Genomic DNA, 1,593 nt, shown 5'->3' on the forward strand with positions numbered 1-1,593 from the left:
AACCAGAGTCAGTGTCCCAGACAACAAGTACGGGACTCCATCCACAAGAAAGCCCCAGACCCGGTCGGTGTCCTGCGTGACGCGGCTGACAATCGCGCCCATCTGCCGCTTGTCAAAGAAGCTGAGCTGGAGGTGCTCCAAGGCGCGGTAGATACTCGCCCGCAAGTCCTTGGCGATATTGGCGGAAAGAAACGAGGCGTTGTAGTTCTTGAACCACTGTAAAAACGCACTGAGGAGCAGCGCTAAGAGCATCCCGCCCACATAGAGTCCGAGCTGGACACCGCCCTCCCCAAGACTCAGCCCCGAGCGCGGCCCGAGCACGCGGTCCGTGATGCCTTCGGTGAGCTTTGGTGTGGCGAATGTGTTGATCGCTGCCATGAGCAGTGAGCCGGTGATGACGAAGCAGGCCTGCGTGCGGTACGGCCCCAGATACGAGAGAATGCGCCTAAAGATCGCGGCGCGCTGAACGCAAGCGGGGCAGCGGCCATCGGGCTCGGGGAGGAGGCGATTGCAGCGCTCGCAGCGGGTCTTCTGGTGCGTTAATTTGACCGCCAGCTCCTCCCCCTGAGCGAGCTGCTCAATCCCGCGCGCCAGCTCCGAGATGCGCGCCGAGACCCGCGCAGTACACTCCACCAGCGGAAGAATTGTCCCGTTTTTGAGGGTCAGTTCCAGCCGCGCTCCCCCTACAAGAGCCTCTGTTCGCGCGGACTTAATCTCATCGAGCAGGACTCTTGTTAGTAGAACACCGGCACCATCGTAGACCCGGACGGAGCACTTATGCAGTTGAACGACACGCTCACCAAAGTGGTGCGTCTCTTCGTTAAGATCGGCCCGCTCGCTCAGTAGCAAAGGGTCGGTTTTATCGTCGAGCAAAGAGTCGGCCTCCTCAGAAAGGGAAGGCGTGTAAGATTCGGCAACTGCCAAGGTTTTTCTCCTGGGCCTGGTTGGCCTCTTCAGGATATATCGTTCCAGAATACGCGTTTGTTAAAGACAGAGAATACCGTACTGTCAAACAAAAAGCAAACTATTTCGAAAATTGTAACTTTTCTTGACGTGCTATGTCCAAACCCCATGTTTGGACTGATGCGATCCTGTGGCTGCGGCGTCTCTCCTGAGGCAAGACGTCTGCGCCAGCTTCACTACTGCGGCACCTGCAAGGCGACCGGACGACTCTTTGGACAACGTGCGCGGCTCACACTCAACCATGATGCCATATTTTTAGGCGAGCTTCTGCTTGCCCTAGAGCAGACCACGCTTCCCGCGAGTTTTACGGCAAGGCGCTGCTTCTCTCTGCCGATGGCCTCGGAGATTCCCCCAGCGCTGGCCTATGCCGCCGCCGCCAATGTGGTTTTACCTGTAGCTGCTGCGGCGATATCTGCGGCCACCTTGCCTGTGGTGCCTGTAGCCAAGGGGGCGGCGACCTCGGCTGTGGCGTTTGTTGCTGCCCCAGTTGCTTTTAGGAGGAAAGCACGAAGCCTCTGCCGAATAAGAGACCCGTGCCTCGTTGGACCCATGACACTATCCTCGGTGAGATTCTTCGCCGCTACGAAACCCAGCAAGATCTCTCCTACTCAGGACTGAGCCGCGAGAACC

At 58.3% G+C, this 1,593-nt stretch carries 2 protein-coding genes; one reads left to right on the forward strand and one right to left on the reverse strand.

Annotation, left to right across the window (positions count from 1 at the left end; genetic code table 11):
• On the reverse strand, nt 1–924 hold a 924-nt coding region (locus ACH2EH_RS12375; RefSeq protein ID WP_395142088.1), incomplete at its 3' end, for an ABC transporter transmembrane domain-containing protein.
• 147 nt (nt 925–1,071) lie between these two features.
• Here ACH2EH_RS12375 and ACH2EH_RS12380 point away from each other — a divergent pair.
• Nucleotides 1,072–1,581 carry a DUF5685 family protein gene (locus ACH2EH_RS12380; RefSeq protein WP_395142090.1) on the forward strand — a complete coding sequence of 170 codons (510 nt, stop codon included), beginning with the start codon at nt 1,072–1,074 and terminating at the stop codon, nt 1,579–1,581.
• The last annotated feature ends 12 nt before the right edge of the window (nt 1,582–1,593 follow it).

The organism is Armatimonas sp. (genome assembly GCF_043760365.1).
Classification (GTDB): domain Bacteria; phylum Armatimonadota; class Armatimonadia; order Armatimonadales; family Armatimonadaceae; genus Armatimonas.